Source organism: Citrobacter sp. BDA59-3 (genome assembly GCF_015167655.1).
GTDB classification, from domain to species: Bacteria; Pseudomonadota; Gammaproteobacteria; order Enterobacterales; family Enterobacteriaceae; genus Phytobacter; species Phytobacter diazotrophicus.
This window is the reverse complement of record NZ_CP063427.1, coordinates 1,648,287-1,666,000: the sequence shown is the minus strand read 5'-3', so window position 1 is coordinate 1,666,000 and position 17,714 is coordinate 1,648,287. Positions and strand designations below refer to the sequence as shown.

The 17,714-nt window shown below is 56.7% G+C and carries 14 protein-coding genes; 6 read left to right on the top strand and 8 right to left on the bottom strand.

The window, feature by feature from the left end; all coding sequences use genetic code 11:
- Positions 1 to 83 precede the first annotated feature (83 nt).
- Positions 84 to 1,409 (top strand): 30S ribosomal protein S12 methylthiotransferase RimO, encoded by a 1,326-nt coding sequence (gene rimO, locus IP582_RS07775; RefSeq protein WP_193795566.1) that lies wholly within the window; start codon positions 84 to 86, stop codon positions 1,407 to 1,409.
- A gap of 39 nt (positions 1,410 to 1,448) precedes the next feature.
- Here the strand turns inward: rimO and IP582_RS07770 are convergent, their stop codons facing one another.
- Together IP582_RS07770 and IP582_RS07765 are read right to left on the bottom strand one after the other, a co-directional pair.
- Positions 1,449 to 2,789 (bottom strand): MFS transporter, encoded by a 1,341-nt coding sequence (locus IP582_RS07770; protein WP_228007949.1) that lies wholly within the window; start codon positions 2,787 to 2,789, stop codon positions 1,449 to 1,451.
- Between the two features lie 39 nt (positions 2,790 to 2,828).
- Complete coding sequence (locus IP582_RS07765) at positions 2,829 to 3,782, bottom strand: 2-hydroxyacid dehydrogenase (RefSeq protein ID WP_193795565.1); 954 nt, start codon at positions 3,780 to 3,782, stop codon at positions 2,829 to 2,831.
- A 97-nt stretch (positions 3,783 to 3,879) separates the two neighbouring features.
- On the opposite strand from IP582_RS07765, the gene IP582_RS07760 reads away from it, so the two are divergent.
- A complete protein-coding gene (locus IP582_RS07760; RefSeq protein ID WP_039077172.1) occupies positions 3,880 to 4,767 on the top strand; it encodes a LysR family transcriptional regulator in 888 nt (295 codons plus the stop codon).
- Here IP582_RS07760 and gsiD read toward each other — a convergent pair.
- From gsiD to iaaA, 5 genes are read right to left on the bottom strand one after another with little or no spacing between them, the layout of a single operon-like run.
- Positions 4,757 to 5,668: a glutathione ABC transporter permease GsiD gene (gene gsiD / locus IP582_RS07755; protein ID WP_193795564.1), complete on the bottom strand. Its 912-nt coding sequence runs from the start codon at positions 5,666 to 5,668 to the stop codon at positions 4,757 to 4,759. The genes IP582_RS07760 and gsiD overlap by 11 nt on opposite strands.
- Positions 5,669 to 5,670: 2 nt before the next feature.
- Entirely contained in the window at positions 5,671 to 6,591 is a 921-nt protein-coding gene (gsiC, locus tag IP582_RS07750) for a glutathione ABC transporter permease GsiC (protein ID WP_039077174.1), read from the bottom strand.
- A 47-nt stretch (positions 6,592 to 6,638) separates the two neighbouring features.
- A complete protein-coding gene (gene gsiB, locus IP582_RS07745; RefSeq protein ID WP_039077175.1) occupies positions 6,639 to 8,177 on the bottom strand; it encodes a glutathione ABC transporter substrate-binding protein GsiB in 1,539 nt (512 codons plus the stop codon).
- 32 nt (positions 8,178 to 8,209) lie between these two features.
- The gene (gene gsiA / locus IP582_RS07740) at positions 8,210 to 10,081 is read right to left on the bottom strand and encodes a glutathione ABC transporter ATP-binding protein GsiA (protein WP_079498290.1); all 1,872 of its coding nucleotides are present in this window, start codon (positions 10,079 to 10,081) and stop codon (positions 8,210 to 8,212) included.
- Between the two features lie 10 nt (positions 10,082 to 10,091).
- Positions 10,092 to 11,033, bottom strand: a complete 942-nt coding sequence (iaaA, locus tag IP582_RS07735; RefSeq protein WP_108701762.1) for a beta-aspartyl-peptidase — start codon at positions 11,031 to 11,033, stop codon at positions 10,092 to 10,094.
- 203 nt (positions 11,034 to 11,236) lie between these two features.
- On the opposite strand from iaaA, the gene moeA reads away from it, so the two are divergent.
- Together moeA and moeB are read left to right on the top strand one after the other, a co-directional pair.
- The gene (moeA, locus tag IP582_RS07730) at positions 11,237 to 12,469 is read left to right on the top strand and encodes a molybdopterin molybdotransferase MoeA (protein ID WP_193795563.1); all 1,233 of its coding nucleotides are present in this window, start codon (positions 11,237 to 11,239) and stop codon (positions 12,467 to 12,469) included.
- Position 12,470: 1 nt separating this feature from the next.
- Positions 12,471 to 13,229 (top strand): molybdopterin-synthase adenylyltransferase MoeB, encoded by a 759-nt coding sequence (gene moeB, locus IP582_RS07725; protein ID WP_193795562.1) that lies wholly within the window; start codon positions 12,471 to 12,473, stop codon positions 13,227 to 13,229.
- Positions 13,230 to 13,397: 168 nt separating this feature from the next.
- Here the strand turns inward: moeB and fsa are convergent, their stop codons facing one another.
- The gene (gene fsa / locus IP582_RS07720) at positions 13,398 to 14,060 is read right to left on the bottom strand and encodes a fructose-6-phosphate aldolase (RefSeq protein ID WP_193795561.1); all 663 of its coding nucleotides are present in this window, start codon (positions 14,058 to 14,060) and stop codon (positions 13,398 to 13,400) included.
- 134 nt (positions 14,061 to 14,194) lie between these two features.
- Between fsa and IP582_RS07715 the strand changes: the two genes are divergently transcribed.
- The gene (locus IP582_RS07715) at positions 14,195 to 15,094 is read left to right on the top strand and encodes a glycyl-radical enzyme activating protein (RefSeq protein ID WP_193795560.1); all 900 of its coding nucleotides are present in this window, start codon (positions 14,195 to 14,197) and stop codon (positions 15,092 to 15,094) included.
- A 4-nt stretch (positions 15,095 to 15,098) separates the two neighbouring features.
- Entirely contained in the window at positions 15,099 to 17,531 is a 2,433-nt protein-coding gene (locus IP582_RS07710) for a formate C-acetyltransferase/glycerol dehydratase family glycyl radical enzyme (RefSeq protein WP_193795559.1), read from the top strand.
- The last annotated feature ends 183 nt before the right edge of the window (positions 17,532 to 17,714 follow it).

Here is a 17,714-nt window from a genome sequence, read left to right as displayed (position 1 = left end):
GGCCGAGAATCCTCTATAAATCTCCCGGCGTTATCTGTACAATCCCTGCCCTGAGCATCCCTTAACTGATTATTTTTTGAACTATGAGCAATGTGACCCTGCAGCCGAAAATCGGCTTTGTTTCTCTCGGTTGCCCGAAAAACCTCGTTGACTCCGAGCGCATCCTCACCGAACTGCGCACCGAAGGCTATGACGTGGTACCGAGCTACAACGACGCCGATATGGTTATCGTCAACACCTGCGGCTTTATCGACAGCGCGGTACAAGAGTCGCTGGAAGCCATTGGCGAAGCCCTTAATGAAAACGGCAAAGTGATTGTCACCGGCTGTCTGGGCGCCAAAGTCGATCAGATTCGTGAAGTCCATCCGAAAGTGCTGGAAATCACCGGTCCGCATAGCTACGAGCAGGTGCTTGAGCATGTGCACCACTATGTGCCGAAACCGAAGCACAACCCGTTCCTGAGCCTGGTGCCGGAACAGGGCGTCAAACTGACTCCTCGTCATTACGCATATCTGAAAATTTCCGAAGGCTGCAACCATCGCTGCACCTTCTGCATTATTCCCTCGATGCGTGGCGATCTGGTAAGCCGTCCTATTGGCGACGTTTTAAGTGAAGCCAAACGTCTGGTGGATGCGGGTGTGAAAGAGCTCCTCGTTATCTCCCAGGACACCTCAGCCTATGGCGTGGACGTGAAGCACCGTATGGGCTTCCACAATGGCGAACCGGTAAAAACCAGCATGGTTGGCCTGTGCGAACAACTGTCAAAACTGGGTATCTGGACGCGTCTGCACTACGTCTACCCTTACCCGCACGTTGATGATGTCATTCCGCTGATGGCAGAGGGCAAAATCCTGCCGTATCTGGATATTCCGTTGCAGCACGCCAGCCCGCGTATCCTGAAACTGATGAAACGTCCTGGCTCCGTGGATCGTCAACTGGCGCGCATCAAGCAGTGGCGCGAAATCTGCCCGGAACTGACCCTGCGCTCGACCTTCATCGTCGGCTTCCCTGGCGAAACCGAAGAAGATTTCCAGATGCTGCTCGATTTCCTCAAAGAAGCGCGTCTGGACCGCGTTGGCTGCTTCAAATACAGCCCGGTAGACGGTGCGACCGCCAACGAACTGGCCGATCAGGTGCCGGAAGAGATCAAAGAAGAGCGCTGGAACCGCTTTATGCAGCTCCAGCAGCAGATTTCCGCAGAGCGTCTGCAGGAAAAAGTGGGCCGCGAAATTCTGGTCATTATCGATGAAGTCGATGAAGAAGGGGCAATCGGCCGCAGCATGGCGGATGCACCGGAAATCGACGGCGCGGTCTATCTGAACGGGGAAACGAATGTGAAACCGGGCGATATCATCCGCGTGAAAGTCGAAAACGCCGACGAGTACGATCTGTGGGGTAGCCGGGTCTGACCCTGTCGCCGCCTGTTTCCAGGCGGCGCCTTTCTCTCTTTATGCCGCGTCAACACGTTCAAAGCGTGTCGCAATCACTACGTAACTCACCACCGCCAGCACACCGTGCGCTGCCACAAACCACAACGCGTTGTTAAACGAGCCGGTTACCGTTACCACATAACCGATCACCAATGGTGTCACGATCCCGGCAATATTACCGATGCCGTTAAACACGCCGCCGCACAGGCCAATCATGGTTTTCGGCGCAACATCGGACAATACCGCCCAGCCCACTGCCGCGAAGCCTTTACCGAAGAACGCCATTGCCATCAGGAAAATTACCGCGCTGTTACTGTCGACGAAATTGGCGAATACCAGCATGGTGGACAGCCCCATTCCCAGCACAAACGGCGTTTTACGGGCACGGGAAGGATGTATGCCCCGGCTAATCAGAATGTCAGACAGATAACCCCCCAGCAGACCGCCGGTAAAGCCACAGATGGCAGGCAGTGCGGCAACCCATCCCGCCTGCATGATGGTCATACCGCGCCCCTGAATCAGGTAGATGGGGAACCAGGTAATAAAAAAGTAAGTCAGCGCGGTAATACAATACTGCCCCAGGTAAATGGCCCACAGGTTGCGGTTGGTAAACAGACATTTGGCATCGCGCAGCGAGGTTTTCTTCGCCTTTGCCGCCCCTTCACTGTCCAGATCCACCAGCGCCCCGCCCTCGCGCATCAGGTTTTTCTCTTCTTCTGTCAGACGCGGGTCTTTATGCGGCTCCTTATACCAGGCAAACCAGACGGTCGCCAGCACCAGTCCCACTCCCCCCATCCACAGGAACACATGCTCCCAACCCCATGCATGGGTCAGCCAGGCCATGATCGGCGTGAAGACCACTACCGCCATGTATTGCCCGGAGTTAAACAGCGCCGAGGCCACGCCACGCTCGCGCGTCGGGAACCAACTGGAGACGATACGGGAGTTTGCCGGGAATGCGGGGGATTCCACCAGGCCTAGCATAAAGCGCATCAGAAACAGGGTCATCGCCGCCAGACTACCGGTCATCCCGATCCAGCCCACGGTACCCTGTAGCATAGTGAACACGGACCACAGCACCAGGCTCATGCCGTAGACTTTTTTGGCACCAAAACGGTCCAGTAGCCAGCCGCCGGGGATCTGCCCCAGCGCGTAGGCCCAGGCGAAAGCGGAGAAGATCATCCCCAACATCATCGGGTCGAGACCCAGCGCTTTCACCACCGAGGTGCCAGCAATCGACATGGTCGCGCGGTCGGCATAGTTGATAACGGTGATGATGAAAATCAATCCCAGCACCCAATAGCGGTGATGTCCGACCCGTTTGACCTGCTCCAGCGAGACATCCATTTGTTTGCTCATTGTTTTCTCACTTTTATTTGTAGGGTTCAGAAACGATGGCTATACCCGGTGTGGCGGCACGTTGCCGCTAAAACAGGCCGCCAGATTCGTCAGCACAATGTTGCCCATCTCCAGGCGAGTCTGAACGGTCGCGCTGGCGCGGTGCGGCTGCAGGGTGACGTTATTGAGGGTGAAAAAGCCTTCCGGTACGTGCGGCTCATGGGCAAACACATCCAGCCCGGCTCCGGCAATACGCTTGTGGGTCAGGGCATCAAGCAGCGCCGCTTCATCCACCAGCTTGCCGCGCGCCACATTGATGAAATAGCCCTCGGGCCCCAGCGCCTCCAGCACCGACTCACTGATGATCACCTCGCCGCTGTCGGCAGAGGCCGCAAGCACCAGAACATCCACTTCCTGCGCCAGCGCCTGAATATCAGCAATAAAGGTGTAATCAAGGGCGGCAATCGGCGCGAGGTCGGTATAGAGAATACGGGCGTCAAAGGCGGCGACCCGTCTGGCAATGGCCTGGCCAACACGCCCCATGCCGATAATCCCCACCGTCGTGCCAGTGACTTTGCGCGCCAGCGGCAGGTTGGTTTGCGGCCAGCGCCCCGCACGGACGACCTGCTCACCTTCGCTCATTTGTCGCAGGGTGGAAATCAACAGGCCCAGCGCCATATCCGCCACGTCATCGGTCAGCACGCCGGGTGTGGTGGTGACATAGATACCGTGCTTTGCGGCATACGCCAGGTCGACGGCATCTGTGCCGATACCGCTGATGGCGATAATTTTAAGCGCCGGCAGAGATTCCATTATCTCCCGGGAAAGCCCTTTTGCGCCGCCGGTCACCACGCCTTCAATCAGTGGGCCAATATCTGCCAGCATTTTTTGCGGCTCGCTCGCCTGGTAAAGACGATGCACTTCGTAATCGCGCCGTAATATTTCATCAATTGGTGCTGGCACCGCCTGGGTTAATAAAATGTGTGTTTTTTGTTGAGCAATATTATTTGTCATATCTATCATCCGTCGCGTAGTTAATAACCAGATGATGGACAGGGCAATAATTCATGTCTAATATAAATCCGGTATTCATTAATATAAGAATTGAATTATGGATTTACATCAGTTGCGTTGTTTCATCGCCGTTGCTGAAGAATTGAACTTCGGACGCGCCGCAGCCCGCCTGCATATGACCCAGCCGCCGCTCAGCCGCCAGATACAGCTTCTGGAGAAGAGTCTGGGCGGAGCGTTGTTTGAAAGGAATAACCGTCACGTGCAGCTTACCCATATGGGCCAACATTTGCTGACGGAGTCACGATTAATACTGAAATTAGCAGACCGACTTGAATCCTCCGTTCAGCAATGCGCATCCGGCGAAATCGGCACGTTATCTATGGGATTTACGGCGGTATTTGCCTGGAGTTTTATTCCGCAGTTGCTTAAAGCGCTGTCGGTGAAATTACCGGGGGTGGATTTCCGTCTATTTGAGCAGGTCTCGCACAAACAAATTAGCTCTGTCGAAAATAACAGTATTGACGTTGGTTTTGTGCGCCATGTCCCACCCAACCCGCTGCTGGCGTATCAGCCTCTGCAGGGGGAGACATTTGTCGCCGCCTTTCACTGCGATCACCCGCTGGCACGCAAGCGAAAAATTCCCCTCAGCGCCTTTAACAATGAGCCCTTTTTTCTCTACAGCCCGGATGAAGCGCGCCACTTTTACGATCGCATTACCGACCTGTTCGTCTTTAACGACATTACGCCGGATTTTAAATATCAGTTGGCCCAGACCCACACGATCCTCGGAATGGTAAATGCCGGGCTGGGATGCGCCATCGTGCCAGCATCATCGCGCGCGCTGGGCATGGCCAATGTCACCTTTATGAACATCGAAGGGGTCAATATTCAGGCACACAACTTCCTGGTGTACTCAAAGGCCAATCCAAACCCGGTACTTCCCGCGTTTCTCAAGGCCCTCAGTGAAGTATTAATTACCCTTTGATTTTGGGATCCAGCGCGTCCCGAAGCCCGTCGCCCAGCAGGTTAAACGCGAGCACGGTCAGAAAAATCGCCAGGGAGGGGAACAGCGCCACATGGGGAGCAATCACCATATCCGCGCGTGCTTCATTGAGCATGGCGCCCCACTCCGGTGTGGGCGGTTGCGCCCCCAGTCCGAGGAAGGAGAGGCTCGCCGCCGAAATGATCGACGTGCCAATACGCATCGTGAAATAGACGACGATCGACGACACCGTACCCGGCAGAATATGGCTAAACAGAATGGTCATATCGCTTGCGCCAATACTGCGCGCCGACTCGACAAAGGTCTGGTGTTTAAGGACCAGGGTATTGCCGCGCACCAGCCGGGCGAAAGCCGGAACAGAGAAAACCGCCACGGCAATGATGACATTCGCCATACCGCTACCCATCACCGCCACCACGGCAATCGCCAGCAAAATACCGGGAAAAGCGAACAGCACATCGCAAATGCGCATGATGATGCGATCCCACCAGCCTTCGTAATACCCGGCCAGCAAACCCAGCACGGTGCCAATCAGCGCGCCAATCAGTACCGCCAGCACCCCGGCGGCAAGCGAAATTCGCGCCCCCAACAGCACGCGGCTAAAGATATCGCGGCCCAGGGAATCCACGCCAAACCAGTGCAATGGCGATGGTCCGTCATTAAGGCGGTCGTAATCGAAATAGTTTTCGGCATCGAAGGGGGCAACCCAGGGGGCGACGATAGCCAACAAAATCAGAATCAGCACAAACAACCCGGCGGTCATCGCCAGGGGCTGACGACGAAAACGCCGCCAGAACTCATGCCACGGGGTACGCACCTGGTCCGGTTTCAGCCCAGGCATGGCGTTTAAAATCGCCGCTCGACGCCAGTTTAACAATCGCATCCTTACTTGTACCTGATAGCGGGGTTAATGGCGGCGTACAGCACATCCACCACTAAATTGATAAGAATAAACTCCAGCGAGAAGAGCAGAACTTCCGCCTGGATAACCGGGTAATCGCGCATATCAACGGAGTCCACCAGCAAACGCCCGAGGCCGGGCCAGTTGAACACTTTCTCGACGACAATCGAGCCGCCAAGCAAAAAGCCGAACTGTAGCCCCATCATGGTGATCACCGGGATCAGCGCATTACGCAGGCCATGCTTGAGTATGACCCATTTTTCGCTGAGCCCTTTGGCGCGCGCGGTACGCATGTAGTCTTCATTGAGCACATCGACAAAGGACGCACGAGTAAAGCGCGCCATTACTGCGGCCACGGCGGCCCCCAGCGTTATCGACGGCAAAATATAGTGCCGCCAGCTATCGGCCCCGACCGTCGGCAACCAGCCCAACTCCACGGAGAAAACCTGCATCAGCAGCATGCCCAGCGCGAAAGCCGGAAAGGAGATCCCGGTCACCGCCAGCGCCATGCCGAGCCTGTCCGGCCAGCGGTTGCGCCATACCGCGGCGGCAATCCCCGCCACCAGGCCAAACAGCATCGCCCAGGTCATACTGGCGATGGTCAACCAGAACGTCGGGAAAAAGCGGCTGGCGATCTCTTCCACTACCGGACGGCGTGAGGCCATCGAGATACCGAAATCACCCTGCAGCACATTAACAATGTAGTGCCCGAACTGGATATAGAGCGGCCTGTCGAGACCTAATTGCTGGCGTACCAGTCCAATCACCTGCTCATCGGCCTCCGGCCCGGCGATCAACCGTGCCGGGTCGCCCGGTAAGAGGTGAACAAATAAAAACACCAGTACCGCCACGATCAGTAGCGTCGGGATAAGACCCAGAAGGCGTTTCAAAACATAATTCAGCATCGTCTCTTCCGTCACTCCCCTCTCACGAAGAGAGGGGACATGCGCTCTTATTTCAGGTCGGCCTCGTCAAAGCTAAAGCCGGTGTCCGGCATGATGTAGAACCCTGTCAGGTTCTTGTTGTGAGCGGAAACCAGCTTCTCCACCACCAGCGGCACCCAGGGGGACTCTTTCCAGATGATATCCTGCGCATCCTTGTAGAGCCTGGTTTTTTCCTCATTATTGGTGGTTTTCAGCGCGTCGGCCAGGTCTTTATCCACCTGCGGGTTGCTGTAGAACGCCGTGTTGAAGAGGGTTGGCGGCCAGTTCTGCGAGGCGAACAGCGGCGACAACGCCCAGTCGGCCTCCCCGGTCGACGCCGACCAGCCCGTGTAGAACATCCTCACACCGCTCTCTTTCTGCCCTTTCGCTTCCACTTCCGCCGCACGCTGTCCGGCATCCATCGCCGTCACCTGCGCTTTGATACCCACCTGCGCCAGTTGCTGCTGGGTAAACTGCAGCACTTTTTGCGCGGTACTGTGGTTATGGGATGACCACAGCGTGGTGCTGAACCCATTTGGATAGCCAGCCTCTTTCAACAGTTCGCGGGCTTTTGCCGGATCGTAAGGCCACGGCTGGTAGGTTTGCGCATTCGCCAGTGACGGTGGAACAATACCGGTTGCCGGTGTTGCATACCCGGCAAACGCCACTTTCACCAGCGCCTGACGGTTAATGGCGTAGTTGATGGCTTCACGAACTTTCGGGTTGTCGAACGGCTTTTGCGTTACGTTCATGCTGATGTAGCGCTGCATGATCGAGGGGCTGGCCACCAGCTCCAGTTTGCTGTTTTTCTGCAGCACCGCCGCCTGCTCATAGGGAATCGGGAAAGCGAACTGCGCTTCGCCCGTCTGCAACATCGCCGCCCGGGTATTATTGTCGACCACCGGACGCCAGGTGATGGTATCCAGTTTCGGCAACCCTTTTTGCCAGTATCCGGCGAATTTCTTCACCTTCACAAAGTCGGTCTGGTTCCAGGTGTCCAGTTCATAAGGACCTGTCCCCACCGGGTGAAAGCCAATGTCCTTCCCGTATTTTTCCAGCGCGGCAGGCGAGATCATCGCCGTCGCCGGGTGGGCCAGGATATTGATAAAGGCCGAGAACGGCTGTTTCAGGGTGATTTTGACCGTTGTCGCATCCACCGCATCGGTTTTGGCGATGTTTTTATAGAGGTTGTAGCGCTTGAGCGCATTTTCCGGATTACTCGCGCGATCGAGGTTCGCCTTTACCGCCTGGGCGTTAAAGTCGGTGCCATCCTGGAATTTCACACCCTGACGCAGCTTGATGGTATATACCAGCCCGTCATCCGACACCGTATAGCTTTCGGCGAGCACATTATGCAGCTTCATGTCTTTATCAAGGCCAAACAACCCCTGATAGAATGACTTAGCGACAGCCTGCGACAATGTGTCATTGGCATTGTAGGGGTCGAGAGTGGTGAAATTTGACGCCACTGCGACCACAACATCTTTGGCAGCCAGTGCTGGCGCGGCGCTCAGCGCGATGGCAACTGCGAACGCAATCTGCCATTTACGTGGTAAAGGTTGTGTCATGTTGTTCTCCTGAGTGTCCCTGCCTGTTTCTGTCAAAAACGTGATTGTGTGCTGCCCGGTGTCGAACGGGCGACGAAATGACCCGGGCCGATGTTATGTAACTGCACACGCTGTACCGTCTCGCCGCGTTTATGGATGTTGCTGGGGATTTCATCCGACAACAACACCCGTTGCGCCCTCGGGTGAGACGGGTCGGCCACCGGAACGGCGGCCATAAGTTTACGGGTGTAAGGGTGCTGCGGGTTCTCAAACACGGCGCGACGTGGGCCAATTTCCACAATCTGACCGAGATACATCACCGCCACACGGTGGCTGATTCGCTCCACAACCGCCATGTCATGAGAGATAAACAGAAACGCAATCCCCATCTCCCGTTGTAAGTCGAGTAACAAATTGATGATTTGCGCACGGATCGAGACATCCAGTGCCGAAACCGATTCGTCTGCCACCACCACGCGCGGGTTTAAGGCCAGCGCTCTGGCAATACAGATACGCTGGCGTTGACCGCCGGAAAACTCATGGGGATAACGCCACGCATGTTCCGGTTTCAGCCCGACACGTTCCAGTAACCACAGCACGCGCCGCTGGGCATCTTCTTCATTCATTACGCCATGCACCCGCAGCGGCTCCATGATGGAATAGCCCACGGTCTGCCGGGGGTCGAGGGAGGCGTAGGGATCCTGAAAAATAAATTGAATGTCCCGACGCAGTGGCTGCAACTTACTGTCGGGAAGCGTATCGATACGCTCGCCTTTAAAGGTAATCACCCCGCTCTGGCTTTCCACCAGCCGCAGCAGCGCCCGCCCGGTAGTCGACTTGCCGCAGCCGGACTCGCCCACCAGCGATAACGTTTCGCCGGGCCACAGGTCGAAGCTCACCCCTTCCACCGCATGCACTTCTCGGGTGACGCGATTTAACACCCCGCTGCGCAGCGGGAAGCGCGCCACCAGGTCGCGAACCTGCAGAATCGGCTCGCCCGCCACCACGGTGTCCTGCTCGGTTTCCGGCTCCTGATTTTCAGGATGTTGTAACGAAACCAGCGGAAAACGACGCGGCAGATCGCTGCCGTTCATCGCGCCAAGGCGCGGCACCGCCGCCAGCAAGGCTTTCGTATAAATATGCTGCGGTGCGCTAAAAATCTCTTCTACGGTGCCGGTTTCCACCGCTTCGCCCTGATACATCACCAGCACGCGGTCGGCAATATCCGCCACAACCCCCATATCGTGGGTGATAAAAATCACCCCCATCGCCATCTCTTTTTGCAGCACGGCGATAAGTTGCAGAATCTGCGCCTGGATAGTGACATCCAGCGCCGTGGTCGGCTCATCGGCAATCAGCACCGCCGGACGGCAGGAGAGCGCCATTGCAATCATCACCCGCTGGCGCATACCGCCGGAAAGCTGATGCGGATAACGAGACAAAATGGCCTGTGATTCAGGGATGCGCACCAGGTCCAGCATTCGCCGGGCTTCCGCTATCGCCTCTTCTTTGCCCAGCCCCTGATGCAGACGGATGGATTCGGCAATTTGCTCACCCACCGGAAAGACCGGATTCAGTGAGGTCATAGGCTCCTGAAAAATCATAGCAATGTCGGCCCCACGCACGCCGCGCAGGCGAGAGGCGTTGAGCGTCGCCAGATCGACACGCTCCCGGTTACGGCGCAACAGGCGCATATGATCGCAACTCACCTCGCCGCCGGATTGTTCCAGCAGACGCAGTAGCGACATGGCGGTGACCGACTTACCGGACCCCGACTCCCCGACAATCGCCAGCGTTTCACCGCGTTTGAGGGTAAACGACAGGTTACGCACCGCCTGGGTGAGCTGTTTGTCATGGCGAAACGCGACATTCAGATTGCTGACATCCAGCACCACATCGGCGTCTGTTTCATACCCGTGCGACACCCTACTCTCCTTATTCACGATAAATCCCTACGCTTGGCGCATCTCCGGCATAGCCCCAGGCGCGATACATCCCTTCACTGTTAAAAGGCAGGGCAATGTTACCTTCACGATCGACGGCAATCAGGCCGCCGCTACCGCCCAGCGCAGGCAGTTTTTCCATTACCACCGCCTCACAGGCTTCGTGCAGGCTTAAACCGCCGTAATCCATTAACGCGGCGATATCATAGGCAGCCAGCGTGCGAATAAACACCTCCCCGGTTCCGGTGCAGGAGACCGCCACGCTGGCGTTGTTGGCATAACATCCCGCGCCGGGCAGTGGACTGTCCCCTACCCGACCCGGTAATTTATTGGTCATGCCGCCTGTCGAAGTCGCCGCCGCCAGGTTTCCCTGCTTATCCAGCGCCACCGCACCGACAGTGCCCATTTTTTTCGTTTCATCCAGCGGCGCACCGCCATGATCCAGCACGGTCTGCCCCTCGGCACGGGCGGCAAGAAGCTGCTCGTAACGCTCTGGCGTCGAGAAAAGCTCGGGCGACACCGGCTCCATCCCTTCGGCAAAGGCGAAGTTCTCCGCCCCTTCCCCCACCAGCAACACATGGGGGCTGCGCTCCATCACCAGACGCGCCGCCAGCACCGGATTACGTAAGCGGCTTACACCGGCGACGGCACCCGCGCGCAGTGAATACCCGTCCATCACGCAGGCATCCAGCTCATGGGTTTCATCGCGGGTAAAAACAGAACCAATGCCCGCGTTAAACAGCGGACACTCTTCGAGTAAGCGCACGGCCTCGGTCACCACGTCCAGCGCGCTTTCACCAGCATTGAGCATCTTCTGGCCGGTTTCGACAATGGCCGATAGTGCGGCAATGTACTGCCGTTCTTTTTCCGGGCTCAGTTGCGCGCGGGAGATGGCCCCTGCGCCACCGTGAATTGCAATTACCGCTTTGGTCATTTTTTTATCGCCCGGTCAGGATAGCTTGCTGCTTTTTCTATAAATATCATTATCGTCGTCACAGCTTCATACAATTTTTGAATATAGAAAGTCGATCCTGCGATGTAAAGCAGGCATCTCACTATGGCACTTGAGGAGTACATGCAGTCAGGCCTCATTTTCTGCCATAATGGCCCCTTTCACGCGTGGTGCTGGAGTAAATTATGGAATATACCGCAGGCTTGATCCCGCTGGATTCAGCCCTGGCGCAAATGCTGTCCCGCGTTTCGCCACTCACAGAGAGCGAAACCCTCCCGTTGCTGAGCTGTTTTGGTCGCGTTGTGGCGCAGGATGTGATTTCACCGCTGAATGTGCCGGGCTTTGACAATGCCGCCATGGACGGTTATGCCGTACGCCTGGCCGATATCGAAAAAGGTGAACCGCTGCCGGTTGCCGGAAAAGCGTTCGCCGGGCAGCCCTTTCACGGCGAATGGCCTACAGGCACCTGCGTGCGCATCATGACCGGTGCCCCTGTGCCGGCTGGCTGCGAAGCCGTAGTGATGCAAGAAGAGACTGAGCAAACCGACGCGGGCGTGCGCTTTACCGGTAAGGTTAAAGCCGGGCAAAACATCCGCCTGTTGGGTGAAGATATTCGCGCGGGCGCCGCCGTGTTCAGCGCCGGGAAGAAACTGACCGCCGCCGAACTTCCGGTGCTCGCCTCGCTGGGCATTGCCGAGGTGCCAGTCGTCCGTAAAATCCGCGTGGCGCTCTTTTCCACCGGCGATGAGCTGCAACTGCCTGGTCAGCCGCTGGCGGACGGACAAATCTACGATACCAATCGCCTGACGGTTCACCTGATGCTGGAACAACTGGGCTGTGAGGTCATCAACCTTGGTATCGTCCGTGACGATCCGGCCACACTGCGCGAAACCTTTATCGCGGCTGACCAGCAGGCCGACGTGGTGATAAGCTCCGGCGGCGTGTCGGTGGGGGAAGCGGATTACACCAAAACTATCCTGGATGAGCTGGGTGAAATCACCTTCTGGAAGCTTGCTATCAAACCTGGCAAACCGTTCGCCTTCGGCCATCTCAAGAATAGCTGGTTCTGTGGCTTACCCGGTAACCCGGTCTCTGCCGCGCTGACCTTCTATCAGTTAGTACTGCCGCTGCTGGCGAAGCTGAGCGGTAATACCGCCAGCCCACTGCCGCTACGCCTGCGCGCCCGCGCGGCAACCCGCCTTAAGAAAACACCGGGTCGCCTTGATTTCCAGCGCGGCATCCTCAGCCGTGATAGCGACGGAGAGCTGATTGTCCGCACCACCGGCCCGCAAGGTTCACATATTTTCAGCTCCTTTAGTCAGGGCAACTGCTTTGTGGTGCTGGAGCGTGAGCGCGGTCATGTGGAAGCCGGTGAATGGGTCGAGGTTGAAACCTTTAACCATCTCTTCGGAGGCTAAGATGGCAGACGAGTTGAGCGATGAAGAGATGCTGCGCTATAACCGGCAGATTATTCTGCGCGGCTTCGATTTTGATGGCCAGGAGCGGTTAAAAGCATCACGCGTGCTGGTGGTGGGATTAGGCGGTCTTGGCTGCGCAGCCGCACAGTATCTGGCTGCGGCGGGGGTTGGTCAGATGACGCTGCTGGATTTCGATACCGTGGCGCTCTCCAATCTTCAGCGCCAGACGTTGCACAGCGACGCGACAATTGGCGAGCCGAAGGTGGCATCCGCCAAAGCTGCCCTGGCGCGAATCAATCCGCATGTTCAGCTCGACACCCTTAACGCCCTGCTGGATGAAAGCGCCCTGTCAGCGCAGATTGCCGCCCACGACCTGGTGCTGGATTGCACGGATAATGTCGCCATTCGCAATCAGCTCAACGCCGGGTGTTTTGCGCAGAGTATTCCGCTGGTCTCCGGCGCCGCCATTCGTATGGAGGGGCAAATCAGTGTCTTTACCTGGGGGGACGGCGAGCCCTGCTACCGCTGTCTGAGCCGTCTGTTTGGTGAAAACGCGCTGACCTGTGTCGAAGCAGGCGTGATGGCGCCGCTGGTGGGGGTGATGGGTTCATTACAGGCGCTGGAAGCGATTAAAGTGCTGACGCACTTTGGCGTGCCCGCCGCCGGAAAAATCGTAATGTATGACGCGATGACCTGCCAGTTCCGGGAAATGAAGTTGATGCGTAACCCCCAGTGTGAGGTGTGCGGAGATAAACACTAAAAAGGCAACGTAAGTTGCCTTTTTAGTGTTTGCTCCCTCTCCCGTGGGAGAGGACCGGGGTGAGGGCATCAGACCGCACAGGGTAAATTGCCCGGTAGCCCGGATCAGGCGCTTACGCCGCCATCCGGGAAAGACATTGATGTGGAACCCTGTGTAGCCCCCACAGGGTTAAATCGATGTCCGGCCAAACGCCGTTTGCCAGTCCTGCTCAAACTTCGCGACAGCAGCCTCTACCGCGGGCGCGGCGATAAACTGTTGCGCCACATCCAGCGGAAGCGTAATCGACTCACAGCCTGCCAGCAGACACGCCAGCGCCTGGCGCGGTGTCTTAAAGCTGGCCGCCAGCACCTTCGCCCCTGGTGCATGCAGGCTCAACAAACGCTGTAAATCATTTACCGTCTGAACTCCGTCACCGCCCTGCGCATCCACGCGGTTCACATACGGCGCGACATACTCAGCCCCCGCGAGTGCGGATAACAACCCCTGCCCGGCGCCGTAGACCGCCGTGCCAAGCGTTGGAATGCCTTCCGCTTTCAGACATTTAATGGCTGCCAGCCCCTCCGCCGTCACCGGCACTTTCACCACCAGGTCGGGAATAATGGCACGCAGCTTATGGGCATCCGCCACCATCCCCTCAGCGGTGTTCGCCATTACCTGGGCAAACAGGCGGCCTTTGCCATCCAGCGCGTCGTTCAGTTGCGGCAGCAACACCTCAACAGGCGTTTTGCCTGCCGCCACAATACTCGGATTGGTGGTCACGCCCGCCAGCGGAAAAATGCGCGCCAGCCGTTTCACCGCCGCCACGTCTGATGTATCGAGATACAGTTCCATTCTTTCACCCTCAAAATGTGAGATTCAGCATGCTTTAAAACTAACACGCCCCAACCTGCCCTGGAGTTGACCTTTATCAATATAACTTTCATTCGAAAGTAATTTAATCTTCATATGCAAGATGAGGGCAACCTATGATTTTCAATATTCAACGCTATTCCACCCATGATGGCCCCGGTATTCGCACAGTCGTCTTTCTAAAGGGCTGTTCATTAGGCTGCCGCTGGTGTCAGAACCCGGAGAGCCGCGCCCGCGAACGCGAAGTGCTGTTCGACGCCAGACTGTGCCTGGAAGGCTGCGATCTTTGCCAGCAGGTGGCCCCGAAAGCCATTAGCCGGGCGCTTAACGGCCTGCTTATTGCCCGTGAAAATCTGACGGATAACGACCTTAACGCCCTGACCGACTGCTGCCCGACGCAGGCGCTGACCGTCTGCGGGGAAGATAAATCCGTTGAGGACATCATGGCGACAGTGTTGCGTGATAAAGCCTTTTATACCCGCAGCGGCGGCGGTATTACCCTTTCCGGCGGCGAGCCGTTTATGCACCCGGAACTGGCTTTCTCCCTTTTTAAAGCCAGCCACGAACACGGGATCCACACTGCCGTTGAAACCTGCCTGCATGTGCCCTGGCGCTACATTGAGCCCTCTCTGCCCTATGTGGATCTGTTTCTCGCCGACCTGAAACATGTTGATAGCGGCGCGTTTAAACAGTGGACCGACGGCAGCGCCAGACGCGTGCTGGACAACCTGAAACGACTGGCGCAAGCCGGTAAGCAGATGACCATTCGCGTTCCATTGATTCCCGGCTTCAATGCCGATGAAAAATCCATTGCCGATATTACCAATTTTGCCGCCGACGAACTGAACGTCCGCGAGATCCACTTTTTGCCCTATCACACGCTGGGCATGAATAAATACACCTTACTCAGTCAACCCTACACCGCCCCTGACAAGCCGCTTAATGCACCGGCGTTACTGGCATTCGCCCAGAACTACGCCTGCGAGAAAGGGCTGACAGCGATATTACGAGGATAATCTCATGACGACTTTACAACTCTCAACCCTGACCGACCGTATTAAGGCGCATAAGAACGCACTGGTGCACATTGTAAAACCTCCGGTGTGTACCGAGCGTGCGCAGCACTACACCGAGATGTATCAGCAGCACATGGATAAGCCCATTCCGGTACGCCGCGCGCTGGCGCTGGCTCATCATCTGGCGGCGCGTACCATCTGGATCAAGCACGACGAGCTGATCATCGGCAACCAGGCAAGCGAAGTTCGCGCCGCGCCGATCTTTCCGGAATATACCGTCAGTTGGATTGAAAAAGAGATCGATGACCTGGCAGATCGTCCAGGGGCTGGCTTTGCGGTAAGCGAAGAAAATAAACAGGTGCTGCACGCCATTTGCCCGTGGTGGCGTGGCCAGACCGTGCAGGATCGCTGCTACGGTATGTTTACCGATGAGCAAAAAGCGCTGCTGGAAACCGGCATCATCAAGGCCGAAGGCAATATGACCTCGGGCGATGCGCATCTGGCGGTGAATTTCCCGCTACTGCTGGAAAAAGGGCTGGACGGCCTGCGCCATAAAGTGGATGAACGCCGTTCACGTATTAACCTTACCGTTCTGGAAGATTTGCACGGTGAGCAGTTCCTGAAAGCGATTGATATCGTGCTGGACGCCGTCAGCCTGCACATTGAACGTTTCGCCAACCTCGCCCGTCAAATGGCCAGTGCAGAAACCCGAACCAGCCGCCGCGATGAACTGCTGGCGATGGCGGAAAACTGCGATGTGATAGCCCATGAGCCGCCGAAAACCTTCTGGCAGGCACTGCAACTGTGCTACTTCATTCAGTTGATCCTGCAAATTGAATCCAACGGCCATTCTGTCTCCTTTGGCCGTATGGATCAGTATCTGTATCCGTACTATCGCCGCGATGTGGAGCTGGACCAGACGCTTTCCCGCGAGCAGGCCATTGAAATGCTGCACGGTTGCTGGCTGAAATTGCTGGAAGTGAACAAAATCCGCTCCGGCTCGCACTCCAAAGCCTCTGCGGGCAGTCCGCTGTATCAGAACGTCACCATTGGCGGTCAGAAACTGGTCAACAATGCGCCGATGGATGCCGTGAACCCGCTCTCTTACGCGATTCTGGAATCCTGTGGCCGCCTGCGCTCAACCCAGCCGAACCTCAGCGTGCGCTACCACGCGGGCATGAGTAACGACTTCCTCGACGCCTGCGTACAGGTGATCCGCTGCGGCTTCGGGATGCCGGCGTTTAACAACGATGAAATCGTGATCCCTGAGTTTATTAAGCTTGGCGTCGAACCACAGGATGCGTATGACTATGCGGCGATCGGCTGTATCGAAACCGCCGTCGGTGGCAAATGGGGGTATCGCTGCACCGGGATGAGTTTTATCAACTTTGCCCGCGTGATGCTGGCAGCGCTGGAAGGCGGTCGCGATGCCACCAGCGGCAAAGTGTTCCTGCCGCAGGAACATGCGTTGTCGAAAGGCAACTTCACCCACTTCGACGAGGTGATGGCCGACTGGGATAAGCAGATCCGCTACTACACCCGGAAATCGATTGAGATTGAGTATGTTGTCGACACCATGCTCGAAGAGAATGTCCACGATATTCTCTGTTCCGCGCTGGTGGATGACTGTATCGAGCGGGCGAAAAGCATTAAACAGGGTGGCGCGAAATATGACTGGGTGTCCGGCCTGCAGGTGGGCATCGCCAACCTCGGCAATAGCCTGGCGGCGGTGAAAAAACTGGTCTTCGAACAGGGGGCCATCGGGCAACAGCAGCTTGCGGAGGCGCTGGCCGCTGATTTCGACGGTCTGACGCATGAGCAGTTGCGCCAGCGTTTGATTAACAACGCGCCGAAGTATGGCAATGATGATGATAGCGTGGATGCGCTGCTGGTACGCGCTTACCAGACCTATATCGATGAACTGAAAAATTACCATAATCCACGTTTCGGACGCGGCCCGATTGGCGGCAACTATTACGCCGGGACATCGTCTATTTCCGCCAACGTGCCATTTGGTGCGGCAACCATGGCGACGCCGGATGGACGTAAAGCCAAAACGCCGCTCGCCGAAGGGGCCAGTCCGGCATCGGGCACTGACCATCTCGGCCCGACGGCGGTGATCGGTTCAGTGGGGAAACTGCCGACAGCGGCGATCCTCGGCGGCGTGTTGCTTAATCAGAAGCTGAACCCGTCAACGCTTGAAAATGACAGTGACAGGCAGAAACTGATGTTGCTGTTGCGCACGTTCTTTGAGGATCATAAAGGCTGGCATATTCAGTACAATATTGTGTCCCGTGAGACGTTGCTGGAAGCGAAGAAACACCCGGATCAATATCGCGACCTGGTGGTGCGTGTAGCAGGCTATTCTGCATTCTTTACCGCCCTGTCACCGGATGCGCAGGATGATATCATCGCGCGTACTGAACATACGCTTTAACCCTGGCATGACCTCTGCGGTCTGGTGCCCTCACCCCGGCCCTCTCCCACGGGAGAGGGTGCAAACACCAAAAACGGCAACCAGGGGGGTTGCCGTTTTGCTTTCACCTTGCTTTCGAATGAAATAAATTTGTGCTTCAGGTCACACTGTTATTACAATGTTACGAGTGGTACCCAGACCAGG

Bases quoted from the DNA above. Each gene is read 5' to 3' on its own strand.
- moeB (WP_193795562.1), top strand. From the start codon at position 12,471: ATGGCAGACGAGTTGAGCGATGAAGAGATGCTGCGCTATAACCGGCAG.
- gsiB (WP_039077175.1), bottom strand. From the start codon at position 8,177: ATGACACAACCTTTACCACGTAAATGGCAGATTGCGTTCGCAGTTGCC.
- rimO (WP_193795566.1), top strand. From the start codon at position 84: ATGAGCAATGTGACCCTGCAGCCGAAAATCGGCTTTGTTTCTCTCGGT.
- gsiC (WP_039077174.1), bottom strand. From the start codon at position 6,591: ATGCTGAATTATGTTTTGAAACGCCTTCTGGGTCTTATCCCGACGCTA.
- IP582_RS07765 (WP_193795565.1), bottom strand. From the start codon at position 3,782: ATGACAAATAATATTGCTCAACAAAAAACACACATTTTATTAACCCAG.
- IP582_RS07710 (WP_193795559.1), top strand. From the start codon at position 15,099: ATGACGACTTTACAACTCTCAACCCTGACCGACCGTATTAAGGCGCAT.
- IP582_RS07770 (WP_228007949.1), bottom strand. From the start codon at position 2,789: ATGAGCAAACAAATGGATGTCTCGCTGGAGCAGGTCAAACGGGTCGGA.
- IP582_RS07760 (WP_039077172.1), top strand. From the start codon at position 3,880: ATGGATTTACATCAGTTGCGTTGTTTCATCGCCGTTGCTGAAGAATTG.
- fsa (WP_193795561.1), bottom strand. From the start codon at position 14,060: ATGGAACTGTATCTCGATACATCAGACGTGGCGGCGGTGAAACGGCTG.
- iaaA (WP_108701762.1), bottom strand. From the start codon at position 11,033: ATGACCAAAGCGGTAATTGCAATTCACGGTGGCGCAGGGGCCATCTCC.
- IP582_RS07715 (WP_193795560.1), top strand. From the start codon at position 14,195: ATGATTTTCAATATTCAACGCTATTCCACCCATGATGGCCCCGGTATT.
- moeA (WP_193795563.1), top strand. From the start codon at position 11,237: ATGGAATATACCGCAGGCTTGATCCCGCTGGATTCAGCCCTGGCGCAA.
- gsiD (WP_193795564.1), bottom strand. From the start codon at position 5,668: ATGCGATTGTTAAACTGGCGTCGAGCGGCGATTTTAAACGCCATGCCT.